Source organism: Roseovarius dicentrarchi (assembly GCF_003316635.1).
GTDB lineage: Bacteria > Pseudomonadota > Alphaproteobacteria > Rhodobacterales > Rhodobacteraceae > Roseovarius > Roseovarius dicentrarchi.
The window spans coordinates 181,178-196,868 of record NZ_QNQP01000002.1; the positions used below are offsets into that span (position 1 = coordinate 181,178).

The window sequence follows — 15,691 nt, forward strand, 5'->3', positions numbered from 1 at the left end:
AGGTGATAAAACGCTTGGGATAAACCGGACCGCAATCAGAGGATACCGAAATGACAAAATCCATGCCCGGAGCCGCAGGTGATCTGGCCGAACAGCATCCCGACCTTTGGCAGGCCTATTCCGCCCTCGGCAAGGCCTGCGCCGAAGCCGGACCGCTGACCGACCGCGAACGCCGCCTTGTCAAGCTGGCGCTGGCCATCGGCGCCGATTCCGAAGGCGCCGTGCATTCGCATTGCCGCCGTGCGCGCTCCGAAGGGATCGAGGACGCCGCGATCAATCAGGTCGCCCTGCTGGCCATCGGCCCGCTCGGCCTGCCGCGCGCAGTTGCGGCCAAGACGTGGATCGAGGACGACGCCAGCTAAACCAGCGGCGCTGTAACCGATTGAGGCAACACAGGTTATTGTTCAGGCGGCAGTGACCCAAAGTGAGGCGCACCATGCTATACCCTGATGCAAAGACATGGCGCGCCGCGCCAGAAAAGCATGTGCTGTTCTACGGCATGTCCGGCTTGGGCAAGACGCATCTGTCAAATATGCTGCGCGCCTCGGGCGGCTGGTTTCACTACTCCATCGATTACCGGATCGGCACGCGCTATATGGGCGAGCTGATCGCCGACAATGCCAAGGCGCACGCCATGCAGGTGCCGTTTCTGCGTGATCTGCTGCTGTCGGATTCGATCTATATCGGCTCGAACATCACGTTCGACAATCTGGCGCCGGTATCGACCTATCTGGGCAAACCCGGCAATGTCGAGCTGGGCGGAATGCCGATAGACGAGTACCGGACGCGACAGGATCAGTTCCGCCGCGCCGAAATCGCCGCGCTGCACGACACCGCCTATTTCATCGACCGCGCCCGGCGCCTCTATGACTACCCCAATTTCATCTGCGACACGGGCGGCTCGATCTGCGAATGGGTGGATGGCAACGACCCGGACGATCCACTGCTGACCGAGCTGTCGCGCCACTGTCTGCTGATCCGGCTGGAGGGAAGCGAGGCACACACCGCCGAGCTGATCCGCCGCTTTGATCGCGCGCCCAAACCGATGGCCTATCAGCCCGAGTTCCTGACCGATGCATGGGCCGAATATTTGCGCGAAAACAACTGCGTGGAGTCCGAGGTTAATCCTGACAGATTCATTCGCTGGACCTATGCCCGCGCACTGGCACACCGCAAACCGCGTTACGAGGCGATGGCGCCATGGGGTGTCACGCTCACGCCGGACGATGTAGGTCACATCACGGACGCCGCCAGTTTCACGGATGTGATCGCAAAGGCCATTGAGCGCCGCGAATAACCTCATATCTACCAGCCTTCCTAATTGACGGACCTGCCAAATGCCCATCAAGATCCCAGCCGACCTGCCCGCATACGACGTGCTCACGCGCGAGGGTGTCATGGTCATGGACGAGGATCAGGCCGCCACACAAGACATCCGCCCGCTGCGCATCGGACTGCTGAACCTGATGCCGAAAAAGATCCAGACGGAAAACCAGTTCGCGCGCCTGATCGGCGCGACCCCGCTTCAGATTGATCTGAGCCTTATTCGCATGACCGAACATCAGGCGCGCAATACGGCCGCCGACCATATGGAGAGCTTTTATCGATCCTTTGCCGACGTGTTCGCGGCCGATGAAAAGTTCGACGGCCTGATCATCACCGGCGCCCCGATCGAGCATCTGGACTTTGTCGACGTCACCTACTGGGACGAAATGCAGCGCGTATTCGACTGGACGCAAACCCATGTCCACTCCACCTTTGGCGTGTGCTGGGGCGGGATGGCGATGATCAACCACTTTCATGGCGTCAAAAAACACATACTGGACGCCAAGGCGTTTGGTTGCTTCCGGCACGAGAACATGAATCCCGCCTCGCCTTACTTGCGGGGGTTTTCAGACGATATGGTTGTGCCTGTCAGCCGCTGGACCGAAATGCGCAAGGATGAAATCGACGCGGTGCCGGGCCTTGAGACCTTGCTGCACAGTGACGAGGTCGGCCCCTGTCTGGTCGAGGATCAGGCGCATCGCGCGCTGTATGTGTTCAACCATTTTGAATATGACAGCGACACGCTAAAGCAGGAATACGACCGCGACATCGCCAGCGGAACGCCGATCAACGTGCCTTGCAATTACTATCCGGGCGATGACCCGTCGCAGGCGCCGCGCAACCGGTGGCGCAGCCATGCGCACCTGCTGTACGGCAACTGGATTTCGCAGATCTACCAGACAACGCCCTACGACATTGCCACAATCGGCACATGACCGCGTGCGCAAGGCCTTGATATATATCGCCTTTGCCATAGCGGCGCTGATCGCCGTCGTTCAGATCGCCGCAGCAATGCGCGAAGGCCAAGCGCTTCGTGATTTCCCGCCAGAGGGGCAGCTGTTGGATGTGGACGGCACGCAGGTCCACGCGGTTGTGATGGGCAGCGGGCCGGATCTGGTGCTGATCCACGGCGCCAGCGGCAACACGCGAGACATGACCTTCTCACTGGCGCCGCGACTGGCCGAACGTTACCGCGTGATCGTGTTTGACCGCCCCGGTCTGGGCTATACCGAGCGCCTGAACACCACGGGCGCAACCCTGCGCCAGCAAGCAACGCTTCTGCGCGCCGCCGCACAGCAACTGGGCGCAGCCAGGCCGATTGTGATGGGGCAAAGCTATGGCGGCGCTGTCGCGCTGGCTTGGGCCGCGCAGTCCCCCGATGATGTGGCCGCGCTGATCCCGGTTGCTGCCGCGTCCAACCCTTGGGATGCGCCGCTCAGCACGTTTTACCGCATCACCTCGTCCCGTTTCGGACAGGCCGTGATTGTGCCACTGATCACTGCCTTTGTTCCGAAATCCGTTGTGGAAAACGCTGTTGAGGCTGTGTTCGATCCTCAAAGCGCGCCCGAAGGATATGCCGATCACGTCGGCGCCGCGCTGACCTTGCGCCGTGTCTCCCTGCGTGCGAATGCCGATCAAAGGGCGAATATACTGAGCGAAATCAAAGCATTGGTGCCGCTTTACGGCAGTATCACCGCCCCGACAGAGATTGTGCATGGCACCGCCGACACCACGGTGGGCCTTGAGATCCATTCGGCAAAACTGGTGGACCAGATCGACGGCGCCACGCTGACGCGGCTGCCCGGCATTGGCCACATGGCCCATCACGCGGCCGAGGATGCGGTGGTGGCGGCTATTGATCGTGCCGCCCGCCGCGCCGGTCTGTAGCACTGCGATTGCACCTGCGCAGCTGCCGCACCATACTGGCACAATACGGCGGCGCTAAAGGATTTGCAGCAGATGACCCTCCCCTTTGATGGCGCAATCAGCGCGTTCTTTCGGCACGGCGCCCCTGATCCGATCCGCGAGGCGATCCGCACTGCGGGCAAGCGTCATATACTGGGCGACGATTACCCCTACTCCAAACGGATGGACCGCGATCATTACGAGGCCAGCCTGACCGCGATGCAGATCGAACTGGTCAAGATGCAGTCATGGGCGCAAGCCTCGGGCGCGCGCATCGCCGTTGTATTCGAAGGTCGCGATGCCGCCGGAAAAGGAGGCACGATCAAACGCTTGCGCGAGCATCTTAATCCACGTGGCGCAAGCGTGGTGGCCCTGTCAAAACCGTCCGAGATCGAACGGACGCAGTGGTATTTCCAGCGCTACATCCGCCACCTGCCCGCCGCTGGCGAAATCGTCTGCTATGATCGCAGCTGGTACAATCGCGGCGTGGTCGAGACGGTATTCGGCTTTTGCACCGCCGAAGAGCGCGCGTTGTTCTTTGACCAGACCCCCGCCTTTGAGAAGATGCTGGTGCAGGACGGTATCATTTTGATCAAGATCTGGCTGAACGTCGGGCGGGCCGAACAGCTGCGCCGTATGCTGGTGCGCGAGGCCGATCCGCTTAAACAGTGGAAACTCAGCTGGATCGACGTTGAGGGGCTGAAGAAGTGGGACGAATATTCCTCCGCCATCACCAGTACGCTGGACCGCACCGATACCGCCCACGCCCCTTGGACGATCATCCGGTCAGATGACAAACGCCGCGCCCGCATCGAGGCGATCCGGCGCGTCCTGAACGCCGTCCCTTACGCGACCAAGGATCAGGCCGCGATCGGCGATGTCGATCCGGCCATCAGCGCGGGCCTTGAAATCTGGGCGCCGGCCGAGGGCGCGGATGTCTAAGCAGGGCTATCATCACGGCAACCTGCGGCAGGCATTGGTCGACTCGGCCCTGACCCTGATCGAGGCAAAAGGCCCGACCGGCTTCACCCTCTCCGAGGCGGCCAAAAAGGCCGGTGTCACCCCGGCCGCAGTCTATCGCCATTTTGCCGGGCGCGAGGATCTGATTGCCGAGGTCGCTTTGCAAGGCTACGAGATATTTGCAACGCTGATGGGCCTGGCCTACCGTTCGGGGCAGCCTTCGGCGCTTGCCGCGTTCGAGGCGACGGGCCGTGCCTATCTGGCGTTTGCCCGCAAACATCCCGGTCACTACATCGCCATGTTCGAAAGCGGCATTTCCGTCAACCGCACACCAGAACTGGCCGCCGCCGCCGCCGCCGCGCGCCGCGTGCTGGAGCAGGCCGCCGCGCAGCTGTGCGAGCACATCCCGCAGGAAAAACGGCCGCCTGCCGCGATGTTCTCCGCCCATATCTGGGCGATGAGCCATGGGGTGGTTGAACTGTTCGCGCGCGGGTCACCCGGATCAGCCAGCCCGTTTGTGCCAGAGGATCTGCTGGAGTCGGGTATCGGGATTTATCTGCGCGGTTTGGGGTTGATCGCGCCAGACGGGTGATTGGATTCCGTTTCCAGTCAATACCATAGCCGAAAAACTTAAGGTAAAACGTTAAAAGGGCCGCCCGTGGACAGCCCTTTCGCAAACAGAGTGCACAAGCAATTAACGCTTGGAGAACTGGAAGCTCTTGCGCGCCTTGGCACGGCCATATTTCTTACGCTCGACAACACGGCTGTCGCGTGTCAGGAAACCTGCCGCTTTCAGGGCGCCGCGCAGGCTGGGATCATAAAGCTGAAGCGCTTTCGAGATGCCGTGCTTGACCGCGCCGGCCTGACCGGACAGACCGCCGCCGACGACAGTTGCCATCACGTCAAACTGGTCCTCGGTGCCGGAAATGGTGAACGGCTGGCGCAGGATCATTTGCAGAACCGGGCGCGCGAAATACACCTTCATTTCCTTGCCATTGACCATGACCTTGCCCGAGCCAGGCTTGATCCAGACACGGGCGACCGCATCCTTGCGCTTGCCCGTGGCGTAGGAACGGCCCAGTTCGTCGCGGACCGGCTCACGCGGTGTTTCTTCGACCTGTGCAGTGCCCGATGCGATCGCGTCAAGGTCCTGCAATGTGTTGATTTCGTCAGACATCAGTGAGCCACCCGCGTATTCTTGGAGTTCATATTCTTGACGTCCAGCACCTCGGGGCTTTGCGCCTCGTGGGGATGCTCGGCGCTTGCGTAGACGCGCAGATTGGTCAGCTGTGTGCGGCTCAGACGGTTACCCGGCAGCATGCGCTTGACCGCTTGCATGACGACACGCTCGGGGTATTTGCCCTCGAGGATCTCGCCGGTGGTGCGCGACTTGATGCCGCCCGGATGGCCGGTGTGCCAGTAGTTCGGCTTGTCACGCTTCTTGCCGGTCAGCTGGACCTTGTCGGCGTTGATGACGATGACGTTGTCGCCCATGTCCATGTGAGGCGTAAAGCTGGCCTTGTGCTTGCCGCGCAGGCGCATGGCGATGATCGACGCGAGACGGCCAAGAACGACGCCTTCCGCGTCGATCATGATCCATTTCTTGTCGATATCTGCCGGTGTTGCAGAGAATGTCTTCATGTCAGGAGAACCCTATTTTGCCGGAATGGGCGCCGCAATGGCCTGCCCGGTGGTGATGGGCGGGTTATATAGGCTGGCCGCGCCACGTCAATGCGCGTTTTGCGCAATTTGCCACGCAATCCCAATGACTTACAAATTAGGTATTCAAATACCCCATCACTTGACGCCGATATTCCCCGGTCAGGCCGCGCGCATCACCTGTGCGGCGCGGGCGGAATGGAATAGGTCATGCTGGCACGCGCCACTGGCGCGTCCGATCCATCGGAATAAACCAGCGCATCGCCCACAGCCAGAACGCGGCCCAGTTTCAGCAGCCGAACCTGCGCGATCAGGTTGGCATCGGCCGCCGGTTTGCGCATGAAATCGATGCTGCAATTCGTCGTGACCGCCAGTGCCTGCGGCCCGATCATGGCCAGCACCGCCAGATAGACACCCACATCGGCCAGCGCAAAGATTGCCGGACCCGACACGGTGCCGCCCGGACGCAGGTGGCGCTCCGACACGTTCAAGCGCAACGCCAGTTGCATCGGCGCCACCGCATCGACCGTGAAATCATGGGCAACCTGCGGGAACTGGGCCGACATGAACGCCTCAAGATCTGCGATGGACATCTTCAACGTCATGCTTTCCTCCTGACACGGGTCCCACTACACTTGAACGTATCAGTTAAGGAGAGACAAGATGGCATTGATCGAACGCAGCGATACCGGCGCCGTGGCGCGGCTGACCCTGAACAACCCCGATCGGCTGAACGCGCTCAGCGATGCGATGCTGGCCGCATTGGCAGACCATCTGGCCGCCTTGGCCGAGGATCCGACCATTCGCGCCGTTGTGCTGGCAGGCGCAGGCAAGGTGTTCTGCGCAGGCCACGACCTGAAGGAAATGACGGCAGGCCGCGATGCGGACGACGACGGGCGGGCCTTTTTCAGCGATCTTTTCAAACGCTGCGCCGCCGTCATGCTGTCCATCCGCGCCCTGCCCCAGCCCGTCATCGCCGAAGTACACGGCATCGCCACCGCTGCCGGCTGCCAGCTGGTCGCCTCCTGCGACATGGCCATCGCGGCGGAGGGCACGAAATTCGGCGTCAATGGCGTCAATATCGGCCTGTTCTGCTCAACTCCGGCAGTCCCGCTCAGCCGCAACCTGTCGCGCAAGCACGCGTTTGAACTGCTGTCCACCGGCGCCTTTATCGATGCGGCACGTGCGGCCGAACTTGGCCTGATCAATCGCGCCGTACCGGCAAGTGCCCTGACGGACGAGACGATGAAGCTGGCCGATACAGTCGCCGCCAAGCTGGGCAGTGCCGTGCGCGTCGGCAAGGCCGCGTTTTACGAACAGGTCGAACTGCCGCTTGAGCAAGCCTATGTCCATGCGGGTACCGCGATGACGGAAAACACGATGCTGGACGACACCGCCGAAGGCATTGCGGCATTTTTGGCCAAGCGCGCGCCCGACTGGTCCCAATAGAAGCGACGCGAATCGCGTTTGGGGCGCTGCATGCACCATGTCTGTTTCCCAAACGCATCCAGTTGCTGCAAATCGTTGGCAGTGTTTCGTAAACTTTGGCTCAACCTGTTCATACCCGCCGTTTTTCTGCCGTAATTGGCCACATTTTGCTTCCAATGCGGCCATTGCAAGGCTACGTTGGAGACAGAATTTGGGTCGCCGCAGTCACCGTCACGTCCCTCCAGGCCAGCCTCTCACTGGCTATCGACTTGGCTGACGCGGCGACCCGAATTATCTCTCCCCCATTTCAGCACAGCAAATGCTCAGCACAGCAAATGCCGCGCCACGCTGCGGGGACTTCCCAATGATGCGGTCATGCACTATCTGCGGTGCCATGACACAGATACTCAACATCGTTGGCGGCGGCATGGCCGGTGCCGAGGCCGCATGGCAGGCCGCCAATATGGGCGTGCAGGTCGTGATTCACGAAATGCGCCCGCAAACCGGCACTTTTGCGCATCGCACTGGCGATCTGGCGGAGATGGTGTGCTCCAACTCCTTCCGCTCGGATGATGACGAGCAAAACGCCGTCGGCCTGCTGCATTGGGAAATGCGCGCTGCCAATGGCCTTATCATGCAGACCGCGGACCAGCACCGCCTGCCCGCCGGCGGCGCGCTTGCGGTCGACCGTGATCCGTTTGCCGCATCCGTCACAGCCGCCCTGCGCGCGCATCCAAACATCACAATTTCCGGGTCCGAGGTTACGGACCTGCCCAAGGATGGCCAGTGGATCATCGCAACGGGCCCGTTGACGTCAGCGGCGCTCGGACAGGCGATCGCCGCCGAGACGGGCAGTGATGCGCTGGCCTTCTTTGACGCCATCGCCCCCATCATCCACTATGACAGCATCGATATGACGCGGGCGTGGATGCAATCGCGCTATGACAAGGGCGACACCGAAGACGAACGCACCGCCTATCTGAACTGCCCGATGGACCGCGAGACATATGATGCGTTCATTGATGCGCTGCTGGCCGCCGACAAAACCGAATTCCACGAAGGCGAAACCGCTGGGTATTTCGACGGCTGCCTGCCGATCGAAGTCATGGCCGAACGCGGCCGAGAAACCTTGCGCCACGGCCCGATGAAGCCTGTCGGCCTGACCAACCCCCACCAGCCCGAGGTCAAACCATGGGCGGTGGTCCAGTTGCGCCGCGACAATGCGTTGGGAACGCTCTATAACATCGTCGGATTCCAGACGAAGATGAAGTATGGCGCGCAAGCGGATGTGCTTCGCATGATCCCCGGTCTGGAGGATGCGCGCTTTGCCAGGCTTGGCGGTATTCACCGCAATACCTTTCTGAACTCCCCCACCTTGCTGGACGATCAAATGCGGTGGCGCGCGCATCCGCATATCCGTTTCGCCGGCCAGATCACCGGTGTCGAAGGGTATGTCGAATCCGCCGCAATGGGCCTTTTGGCCGGACGGCTTGCCGCAGGCGACATACTGGGCAAGCCCCTGCCCAGCCCGCCGCAAGACAGCGCCATGGGCGCCCTCATTCATCACATCACCGGCGGCGCCGAGGCGAAGACGTTCCAGCCGATGAATATCAATTTCGGCCTGTTCCGCCCGGTGGATGGCCTCAAGGGCGGGCGCCGGGGCCGCATGGATCGCTACAAAGCCTACACAGACCGCGCCAAGGCCGCATGGCAAGCGTGGCTGGCAGACAGCGGCAGCTAATCCTGAAGGTGAACTTGGGCGCTCAACCATCTGATATATCATGACTATAATCACCCGATTCGCGCCATCGCCGACCGGCCCCCTTCATCTGGGTCATGCGTATTCCGCTCTGCTCGCACATGACCTGGCAATGGCCCGACGCGGCACATTTCTGCTGCGTATCGAGGACATTGACCAGTCGCGCAGCCGCCCCGAGTGGGAAGAGCAGATATTGCATGATCTGGCATGGCTCGGCCTGTCATGGCCGCAGCCTGTCATGCGGCAATCAGCGCGGCTGGCGCAATATCAATCAACCTTGACGGCGCTGTGGCACCGCGGGCTTATCTACCCCTGCACATGCACCCGCCGCGACATTTCCGCCGCCGCCACCGCCCCCCAGGAAGGCGCGCCCCTGACCGGACCAGACGGCACAATCTATCCAGGAACATGCCGTCCAGTAACGCCGCAGACGCCAGTGGCGCCGCTTCCCCCACCGGGCACGGCGCTCCGTCTCGACATGCGCGCCGCACAATCCACGCTCGCGGACGCAGCCCTGACCTTTACCGAAACCGGCACGCCTACGAATGGCCACGCCGAGGTGATCCATACCTCATGGGACGATGTGCATACATCAATCGGCGATATTGTGCTGGCACGCCCGGCCATGGGCACATCCTACCATCTGTCCGTTGTGCTGGATGATGCTGCGCAAGGCATAACGCTGATTCCACGCGGCGCCGACCTGTTTGATGCGACCGTGATCCACGTCATCCTGCAACACCTGCTGAACCTGCAAACCCCCGCCTACCATCACCACCGCCTGATCCGCGACGATACGGGCAAACGGCTGGCCAAACGCGACGATGCACGGGCCATTTCCAAATATCGGGCAGACGGCGCAACCCCGGCTGACATTCGCCAGATGCTAAACCTCACGAGACATTAATTTCCCTGACGCCCGTGTTTTTTCTTGGTCCAAATACCCAAGATCCCGCAGGCTCACATGGGCGCCAGCGTCACGGCTTCTGCACCATCCTCGACAAGCGTGTAAAAACAACTGCGCCGGTTGGTGTGGCACGCAGGCCCGGTCTGCTCAATCTTCAGCAGCAGGCAGTCACGGTCACAATCAACGCGAAACTCGACCAGCTTTTGCGTGTGCCCCGACGTCTCGCCCTTCACCCAAAATGCCTTTCGCGAGCGTGACCAATAGGTTACCCTTCCCGTATCGAGCGTTTGCGCGACGGCGGCGGCGTTCATCCAGGCCATCATCAGCACCTCGCCGGATGCGGCATCCTGTGCGATTGCCGGGATCAGCCCTGCGTCATTATATGTCAGACTGGCGGGATCGAAACGCATTGGCCTTTTCCTTTTGCATCTGGCAACTCGCGCCTTATCTAAGGACCAAGCGAGCGAAGGACCAGCCATGACCGCCAATACTGACATGATCAAACTCTACTCGTCGCGCATTCTTGCGCTTGCCGCTGACATCCCCCTGCATCAACGGCTGGATGCGCCGGGCGCGACCGTCCAGCGCCGCGCGCCGCTATGCGGATCGACCGTCACGGTGGATCTGACATGCGAGGATGGCAAAGTGACCGCTTTCGGCCAGGACGTCAAAGCCTGCGCGCTGGGTCAGGCGGCGGCCAGCGTCGTTGGCGGGCATATCGTCGGCTGTACTACGGCGCAGATACGCGCGGCCCGCGATGCGCTAAAGCTGATGCTGACCGAGGATGGCCCAACCCCGCCGGCCCCGTTTGACGGGCTCGAAGTCTTGCGACCGGCGCAGGATTACAAAAACCGCCACGCATCCATCATGCTGGCCGTCGAGGCCGCAGTCGAGGCCGCCGAAGCCGCCTGCTGACGCCATTACGTGACACCTGAGCAAAAAAAACGCCGCGCATCCGGTAAAGGATGGCGGCGAAAGTTTGCGTTTTCCCGTGTGGAACCCTGTCCGAAATACCGCAGGTCTGAGGGCAAACCCCGGCGCGAGCTGTGACAGGCAGTGTCTTCGCCGTGCATCATGATTGGGGATGACGATGCAAGGAACGAACAGGCATGGAAAAATCGCAGGCAGAAACGGTCGATCAAAATCCCTGTGAAAGTCCGGGGAAATACAGGCAGCCCATCAAAATCACCATCAAAGCGGCAGCGCCGACTGCATCACCCAGCAGCGTTTCTTGAGATCGGGCGGCGGCGGTTTTGATCTGATGTATCATATTGGCTCCCTTCCTGAATCCAGTTGCCACTTTGTTCTCATTTCATAAACGCTTTGTAAAGAACTTTATGAGAACATTTGAGGCAAAAATTTGCAGGAAGGTCTTAACCAACTGAAATCAAACGAATCGCCTGATCACGCTCCATCAGCCACAACAGAACACGGGCCGCCCGGCCGCGTGGGCTGGTCAGGTCCGGATCATCAGACAGCAATTTGCGGGCATCGCTCTGCGCCACGGCCATCAGGCCCGCCTGCCCTTCGATATCTGCAATGCGGAACCGCGGCAGGCCCGATTGCGCCGTGCCGATCACATCCCCGGCGCCGCGCATCTCCAGATCGACCTCCGCGATGCGAAAGCCGTCTTCGGTATCGCGCATCGTTGCAAGCCGCCGCTCGCCGCCTTCGCTTAGCGGGGCTTGGTACATCAGCAGGCAGGTGGAGGCGGCGCTGCCGCGCCCGACCCGTCCGCGCAGCTGATGCAGCTGGGCAAGCCCGAAACTTTCGGCGCGCTCGATCACCATAATCGACGCATTGGGCACATCCACCCCCACCTCGATCACCGTCGTCGCCACCAGAACAGACGTCTCGCCGCGCTGAAACGCGGCCATGGCAGCATCTTTCTCTTCGGGTGGCATCTGGCCATGCACCAGACCGACGCGCCCCTCCCCAAGGGTGGCGCGCAGATGGCGAAATCTCTCTTCGGCGCTGCTCAGATCGCTCAGCTCGCTTTCGTCCACCAGCGGGCAGACCCAATAGGCTTGCCGCCCCTCGCCAATCGCGTGGCGCAATTTCTCGACCACCTCGGGCAGGCGCGTCATATTGATCAGCGCCGTGGCAATCGGTTTGCGCCCCGGCGGCTTTTCGTCCAGCACGCTGATGTCCATATCGCCATATTGCGCCAGGCTCAGGCTGCGCGGAATCGGCGTTGCCGTCATCACCAGGACGTCCACAGCCGCCCCTTTACGGCCCAGTTCCAGCCGCTGGCGCACGCCAAAACGGTGCTGCTCGTCTATGATGGCAAGGCGCAGATCGCTGAATTCCACATCCTTTTGAAACACCGCATGGGTTCCGACCAATATCTGAATGTCGCCCGCCGCCAGCGCGGCCAGTTTTGCCCGCCGCTCGGCCCCCTTGTCACGGCCCGTCAGGATTTCCAGCACGACGCCCGCGGAGTCGGCCAGCGGGCGCAACCCTTCCAGATGCTGCTGCGCCAATATGCCGGTCGGAGCCATCATCACGCCCTGCCCGCCCGCCTCGACCGCGACCAGAAGCGCGTTCAGCGCGACCAGCGTCTTGCCCGCCCCGACATCCCCCTGAAGAAGACGGTTCATGCGCATTTCCCGCCCCATATCCGCAGAAATCTCGGCTATCGCGCGGGTTTGTGCGCCCGTCGCGCGATAGGGCAGCGCCGCCATCACCCGCGCCTGCAATCGTCCGGTGCCAATCGTTGCGCGCCCTTTGGAGCGTTTGAGTTGCGAACGCGCCAGCGCCAGCGTGATCTGATGCGCCATCAACTCGTCATAGGCGAGACGCGCGCGCGCGGGGTGCGTCGCCCCCAGATCGGCCATGTTTTGCGGCACATGCGCGCCTTGAATCGCGGCGGCCCAATCGGGCCAGTTTTCCTTGGTCTTCTGGCCCGGATTTATCCATTCCGCCAGATCCGGCAACCGGGTCAACGCCGCCTGCGCCGCCTTGCGCATTGCACCTTGCGTCAGCCCGGCGGTCAGTGGATAGACCGGCTCGAAATCCGGAATATCCTGCGCCTCCTCCGCGGGCAGCATGTAGTCGGGATGCACCATCTGCGGGACACCATCGAACAGCTCCACCTTGCCCGATACAACGCGCCGCGCCCCGGTGGGCAGAACACGGCGCAAATGCTCGTCATGCGCGCGAAAGAAGACGATCTGAAACGTGGTCTGCGCGTCCTCTACCGTCACGCGATAGGCCCCGCCGCGGCGCGCTGGTGCGCGGTGCTGGCCGACGATTACCTCAACCGTGACGGTGCCGGGCAAATCCGCGTCCAGGACACTGGCACGCTTGCGCCTGTCGATCCCCGATTGCGGCAGGGTAAATACCAGATCAACCGGCCGCTCGATATGAAGCGTTTCCAGAAGCTTGGCGGATTTCGGCCCGACGCCCGGCAGCGTTTCGATATCGGCAAACAGCGGAAACAGCGCCTCTGGCCGACCTTTCACGACGTCGCTCATGCGCCGCCAATCAGCGCCAGCCAAGCGTCCTCATCCATCGTTTCAACACCCAGCTCCGCCGCCTTCGCCGCCTTGGAGCCGGCGCCCGGCCCCGCCACCAGAATATCCGTGCGCGCCGAAACGCTGCCCGATACCTTGGCCCCCAGCGCCTCTGCCCGCGCCTTGGCTTCGGCACGTGTCATTTTGTCCAGCGTACCGGTAAATACCACAGTCTTGCCCGCGACGGGGCTGTTGCCTGACATCGGCGGCGCGGCGTCCTCTATTGTCAGTTCTTCGACCAACCGGTCAATCGACGCCCGCTCGGCCTTTTGCTGGAAGCTGGTGACCAGCGATACCGCAACCGTCGCGCCGATGCCGTCGATCCCGATCAGGTCGCGCCACGCGGCCAGCGCCGGCGCATCCAGTTCACCCCATACCGCATCGCGCACCGGTTTTATCCGCGCCCTGCGCCCTTCGGACGTGGCCAGCTGCCGCTCTGCTGCTTCGGCGGCGTCGGCCTGCAACTCGCAGGCGGCAGCCGGGGCAGCTGTGTCGACCGCATCAACCAGCGCCTCCCAACTGCCGAAATGACGGGCCAGATCGCGGGCTGCCACCTCGCCGACATGGCGGATACCAAGCGCGAAGATCAGTCGCGCAAGGGGCACCGTCCGGCACTGCTCAATCGCGGCAAAAAGGTTGCGCGCGCTCAGGTCGCCCCAGCCCTCGCGATTGGCGAGTTTCGTCAGGTTATTCCTGTCCCGCGCCTCCAGCGTGAAGATATCGGCGGGGGTTTGGACCGGTAATTGGTCATCAGCATGAAACATCTCGATCTGCTTGGCGCCCAGCCCCTCGATGTCAAATGCTGCGCGGCTGACGAAATGCTTCAGCTTTTCGACCGCTTGCGACGGGCAGACCAGCCCGCCAGAGCAGCGGCGGACCGCGTCACCGTCCTCGCGAATGGCGTCCGACCCGCATTCCGGGCAAAGCGTCGGGAAACTGAACGGTTTGGCATTATCGGGGCGTTTGCCGAGGTCCAGATCAGATATTTTGGGAATCACATCGCCGGCGCGATAGACCTGCACCCAATCGCCAATCCGAATGTCCTTGCCGCCCCGTATGGGGCTGCCGTCGCCGCCGCGCCCTGCGATGTAATCCTCGTTATGCAAGGTGGCGTTGCTGACCACGACGCCGCCGACCGTCACGGGCGAAAGACGCGCAACCGGGCTGAGCGCACCGGTGCGGCCAACGTTGATTTCGATCGCCTCCAGCCGCGTCCAGGCAAGTTCCGCGGGGAATTTATGCGCGATCGCCCATCGCGGCGTTGTGCTGCGATAGCCCAGACGCCGCTGCAACTCCAGATCGTCCACCTTGTAGACCACGCCGTCAATATCGTAGGCCAAGCTGGCGCGCTGCTGTTCAATCTGGGCATAATGTGCCACCAGATCGTCGGGACCATCGCAAAGCGCGGTCAGCGGGTTGGTTGAAAACCCAAGCGCATTCAGCTTCGCAATCGCCTCAAACTGTGTACCGGCCAGCGGCGCACTTAGCTCGCCCCACGCATACGCGAAAAACCTCAATGGGCGACTGGCCGTCACCGCCGCATCAAGCTGCCGCAGGGATCCGGCGGCAGCATTGCGCGGATTGGCGAAGGTTTTCGCCCCCGCATCGCTCTGCCGCGCGTTGAGCGCGGTAAAATCAGCGTGGCTCATATAGACTTCGCCGCGCACCTCCAGAATATCCGGCGCGCCCGTCAGGTTTTCAGGAATATCTTTTATTGTCCGCGCATTGGCTGTCACATTCTCGCCAACGGCCCCGTCTCCGCGCGTTGCCGCCTGAACCAGCGCGCCATTTTCATAGCGCAGGCTCAGGCTAAGTCCGTCAATCTTGGGCTCGGCCGTGTAGCGAAGCGGAGCGCCGGACGGCACGCCCAGGTATTTGCGCACCCTCTGGTCGAATTCCGTGATTTCCGCATCGTCAAACGCATTGCTCAGCGACATCATCCGCTGCGCATGCGTCACCTTGCCAAACCGCTCGGATGGCGCCGCGCCGACTGTATCACTGGGGCTATCGGCGCGCTTAAGGTGCGGAAATTGTGCTTCTATTTCGGCATTGCGCCGCTTCAGACTGTCATAGTCGGCATCACTGACAAGCGGGGCATCCTCCCCGTGATAGGCGGCATCCGCGCGCAGCAGCGTCTCTGCCAGCCTTTCCAGTTCGGCTTTTGCTTCCTGCTCGGTCAGCGAGCCTGCCTTGCGCGCGTCGTGCATTGGTGCCCCCGGCGTTACCCCTCAG

17 protein-coding genes are annotated in these 15,691 nt (G+C 61.9%); 10 read left to right on the forward strand and 7 right to left on the reverse strand.

What is annotated here, in order from left to right:
• Positions 1-50: 50 nt before the first annotated feature.
• From DQ230_RS02290 to DQ230_RS02315, 6 genes are all read left to right on the forward strand, one after another.
• Positions 51-362 (forward strand): carboxymuconolactone decarboxylase family protein, encoded by a 312-nt coding sequence (locus tag DQ230_RS02290; protein ID WP_113910877.1) that lies wholly within the window; start codon positions 51-53, stop codon positions 360-362.
• Between the two features lie 74 nt (positions 363-436).
• Complete coding sequence (locus tag DQ230_RS02295; RefSeq protein WP_113910878.1) at positions 437-1,297, forward strand: ATPase; 861 nt, start codon at positions 437-439, stop codon at positions 1,295-1,297.
• 40 nt (positions 1,298-1,337) lie between these two features.
• The gene (metA, locus tag DQ230_RS02300; protein WP_113910879.1) at positions 1,338-2,261 is read left to right on the forward strand and encodes a homoserine O-acetyltransferase MetA; all 924 of its coding nucleotides are present in this window, start codon (positions 1,338-1,340) and stop codon (positions 2,259-2,261) included.
• A 16-nt stretch (positions 2,262-2,277) separates the two neighbouring features.
• A complete protein-coding gene (locus DQ230_RS02305; protein WP_420820882.1) occupies positions 2,278-3,213 on the forward strand; it encodes an alpha/beta fold hydrolase in 936 nt (311 codons plus the stop codon).
• Between the two features lie 72 nt (positions 3,214-3,285).
• Positions 3,286-4,173: a polyphosphate kinase 2 gene (ppk2, locus tag DQ230_RS02310; protein WP_113910880.1), complete on the forward strand. Its 888-nt coding sequence runs from the start codon at positions 3,286-3,288 to the stop codon at positions 4,171-4,173.
• Positions 4,166-4,783, forward strand: coding sequence for a TetR/AcrR family transcriptional regulator (locus DQ230_RS02315; protein WP_113910881.1), 618 nt, complete (start codon positions 4,166-4,168; stop codon positions 4,781-4,783). The genes ppk2 and DQ230_RS02315 overlap by 8 nt, the downstream gene beginning before the upstream one ends.
• A gap of 102 nt (positions 4,784-4,885) precedes the next feature.
• Here DQ230_RS02315 and rpsI read toward each other — a convergent pair whose 3' ends face one another.
• From rpsI to DQ230_RS02330, 3 genes are all read right to left on the reverse strand, one after another.
• Positions 4,886-5,368 carry a 30S ribosomal protein S9 gene (gene rpsI / locus DQ230_RS02320; protein WP_113910882.1) on the reverse strand — a complete coding sequence of 161 codons (483 nt, stop codon included), beginning with the start codon at positions 5,366-5,368 and terminating at the stop codon, positions 4,886-4,888.
• Positions 5,368-5,832, reverse strand: coding sequence for a 50S ribosomal protein L13 (gene rplM, locus DQ230_RS02325; RefSeq protein WP_113910883.1), 465 nt, complete (start codon positions 5,830-5,832; stop codon positions 5,368-5,370). Before rplM ends, rpsI begins: the two co-directional genes overlap by 1 nt.
• A gap of 194 nt (positions 5,833-6,026) precedes the next feature.
• On the reverse strand, positions 6,027-6,455 hold the full coding sequence (locus DQ230_RS02330; RefSeq protein ID WP_113910884.1) for a PaaI family thioesterase: 429 nt from the start codon (positions 6,453-6,455) through the stop codon (positions 6,027-6,029).
• 58 nt (positions 6,456-6,513) lie between these two features.
• On the opposite strand from DQ230_RS02330, the gene DQ230_RS02335 reads away from it, so the two are divergent.
• The 3 genes from DQ230_RS02335 (at position 6,514) to gluQRS (ending at position 9,944) form a co-directional block, all read left to right on the forward strand.
• Complete coding sequence (locus tag DQ230_RS02335; RefSeq protein WP_113910885.1) at positions 6,514-7,299, forward strand: enoyl-CoA hydratase; 786 nt, start codon at positions 6,514-6,516, stop codon at positions 7,297-7,299.
• 346 nt (positions 7,300-7,645) lie between these two features.
• Positions 7,646-9,019: a methylenetetrahydrofolate--tRNA-(uracil(54)-C(5))-methyltransferase (FADH(2)-oxidizing) TrmFO gene (trmFO, locus tag DQ230_RS02340; protein WP_113910933.1), complete on the forward strand. Its 1,374-nt coding sequence runs from the start codon at positions 7,646-7,648 to the stop codon at positions 9,017-9,019.
• Positions 9,020-9,059: 40 nt separating this feature from the next.
• Complete coding sequence (gene gluQRS / locus DQ230_RS02345; RefSeq protein WP_113910886.1) at positions 9,060-9,944, forward strand: tRNA glutamyl-Q(34) synthetase GluQRS; 885 nt, start codon at positions 9,060-9,062, stop codon at positions 9,942-9,944.
• Between the two features lie 53 nt (positions 9,945-9,997).
• Here gluQRS and hisI read toward each other — a convergent pair whose 3' ends face one another.
• Positions 9,998-10,354 carry a phosphoribosyl-AMP cyclohydrolase gene (gene hisI, locus DQ230_RS02350; RefSeq protein ID WP_113910887.1) on the reverse strand — a complete coding sequence of 119 codons (357 nt, stop codon included), beginning with the start codon at positions 10,352-10,354 and terminating at the stop codon, positions 9,998-10,000.
• A 67-nt stretch (positions 10,355-10,421) separates the two neighbouring features.
• Between hisI and DQ230_RS02355 the strand changes: the two genes are divergently transcribed.
• A complete protein-coding gene (locus tag DQ230_RS02355; protein ID WP_113910888.1) occupies positions 10,422-10,859 on the forward strand; it encodes an iron-sulfur cluster assembly scaffold protein in 438 nt (145 codons plus the stop codon).
• Between the two features lie 223 nt (positions 10,860-11,082).
• On the opposite strand, the gene DQ230_RS17420 is transcribed toward DQ230_RS02355, so the two are convergent.
• From DQ230_RS17420 to ligA, 3 genes are all read right to left on the reverse strand, one after another.
• The gene (locus DQ230_RS17420; protein WP_275263516.1) at positions 11,083-11,214 is read right to left on the reverse strand and encodes a hypothetical protein; all 132 of its coding nucleotides are present in this window, start codon (positions 11,212-11,214) and stop codon (positions 11,083-11,085) included.
• Positions 11,215-11,317: 103 nt separating this feature from the next.
• Positions 11,318-13,408, reverse strand: a complete 2,091-nt coding sequence (recG, locus tag DQ230_RS02360; protein ID WP_113910934.1) for an ATP-dependent DNA helicase RecG — start codon at positions 13,406-13,408, stop codon at positions 11,318-11,320.
• A gap of 8 nt (positions 13,409-13,416) precedes the next feature.
• The gene (gene ligA, locus DQ230_RS02365; protein ID WP_113910889.1) at positions 13,417-15,666 is read right to left on the reverse strand and encodes an NAD-dependent DNA ligase LigA; all 2,250 of its coding nucleotides are present in this window, start codon (positions 15,664-15,666) and stop codon (positions 13,417-13,419) included.
• Between the last annotated feature and the right edge of the window lie 25 nt (positions 15,667-15,691).